Source organism: Microbacterium sp. Bi128 (assembly GCF_918698205.1).
On sequence record NZ_CAKKMM010001186.1, the window covers coordinates 1 to 1,601 of the forward strand.

General features: G+C 70.0%; 1 protein-coding gene and 1 pseudogene. One reads left to right on the top strand and one right to left on the bottom strand.

The genetic code is table 11. The features are described 5' to 3' along the window. Positions 1-252 (top strand): annotated as a pseudogene (locus LQV45_RS31075) (hypothetical protein); the annotation flags it as partial. A 22-nt stretch (positions 253-274) separates the two neighbouring features. Here LQV45_RS31075 and LQV45_RS31080 read toward each other — a convergent pair. Next, positions 275-1,594 (bottom strand): DUF6350 family protein, encoded by a 1,320-nt coding sequence (locus tag LQV45_RS31080; RefSeq protein ID WP_230011170.1) that lies wholly within the window; start codon positions 1,592-1,594, stop codon positions 275-277. Between the last annotated feature and the right edge of the window lie 7 nt (positions 1,595-1,601).

Sequence of the window (1,601 nt, forward strand, 5' to 3'; positions counted from 1 at the left end):
GTGCTGGGCATCGTGGTCCTGGTCCGGGCGGTGAAATACAAGGAATCGCGGCTGGTTCTGTACGGCGCGATATCCGGGCTGGTGGTTTCGGCGGTGATGCTGCTGGTGGTCCTGGCCTCGACGCTGTTCTTCAACCAGATCCGCGATTACCAGCAGTGCGTCCGCTACGCACTGACGCAGCAGGCAACCTCGGAATGCCGGACGCAGCTGGAGAAGTCCCTGCCGAGCCAGCTGCCCACGCAGCTGCGCTAACAGCTGCACCGACGCCGCTGCCCTAGCGGCTGCTGACCGTTTCCAGGTCTGCCTCGCGCAGTTTCTGCTGGCGTTCCAGCCATGGTCCGGCCGCGTAGCCGATCACGACGCCGATTCCGACCTCCGCGGCCACGAACAGCGCCGTGCGCAGCGGGTCGGGCCCGATCTCCGTCAGCCGACCGATGCCGGCCGAACCGCGGGCCAGCCAGGCGAGCCCCGCCGCGAGCAGCCCGGCGACGGAGCCGATCACCGCGCCCAGCACCAGGGTGGAGGCGGCGGCGGTAAACCAGCGGGCCCGGATCTTGATGGACAGCCATTCATCGAAGTGGTTTTCGCCTTCGCGCAGGAACCACCAGCCGGCCAGCGCCCCGGCCAGCGCCGGCACCACCAGGGCCACGAAGCCGAAGTCGAGGGAACCGGCCGGCAGGGCGGCAAACACCGGAACGGACGGCAGCGGCCCGACGGCGGTCCCGAGCGGTCCGGCCAGCGACCCGACGCCCAGGGCGAACCCCGCGCCGGAGATCCAGGCCAGGGCAAAGACGACGAGGTTGGGCAGGAAGCCCAGCTGCACGATGGTGAGGACACCGCCGCCCATGGCACCGGCGTCGAGCCCCTCATAAACGGCGACCACAAGGTTCCAGTGGATGAAGAGGTCAACGGCCAGCAGCGCGGCGGACATCGCCAGGCTCGCCATCAGCGCCACCGAGCCTGCCTTGATGGCCGAACCCAGGTAGGACCCGGCCCAACGCGAGTGCTGGCTGGTACGGGACAGCCAGGCCACGGCGTCGACGCCGATCAGCCGGCTCCACGACCCGGCCTCGCGGCGCGCGCCCACCACCATGCCGAGCCCGAACGGGATGAGGGGAATGAACGCGGCGGCCCACAGGCTGATGCCGACGTCGGCCGTGCGGCAGACGAAGCCCGTTGCAATCCCGAATCCGGCATACGCCAGCCAGGAGCCGAGCAGGGCCTGCCAGAGCTGGTCCGTATATGAGGCGCGGGCAAGGCGCCGTCCGGCGCGCCAGGCGAGCAGGAACGGGATGAGGGCCAGGCCCAGCGGGATGAGCGAGAGCGTCCCGGATTCCGGCTGCGCGGCGGACCCGGCACCGGCGGTGTCCAGCAGCAGGGGCACGCCGTGGATCAGCAGCCAGGCCTGGCCGGCCAGGCGCGCCAGGACATCGAATCCGTCATGCTGGAATCCGGCCGTGGCCCAGACCATGACGATCGGGGCCACCACCACGAGGGCGGAAATGACGGCGGCCTGGGCGGACTCGAGGGCACCCTGCAGCCACAGAGGCATGGGAAGGCCACGTTGTCCGGTCTGATCAGCGCGCAGTTTCATCGAGATC

What these genes read in the sequence shown, in the direction of transcription:
- LQV45_RS31080 (WP_230011170.1), bottom strand. Translation starts at nt 1,594, where the DNA reads ATGAAACTGCGCGCTGATCAGACCGGACAACGTGGCCTTCCCATGCCT.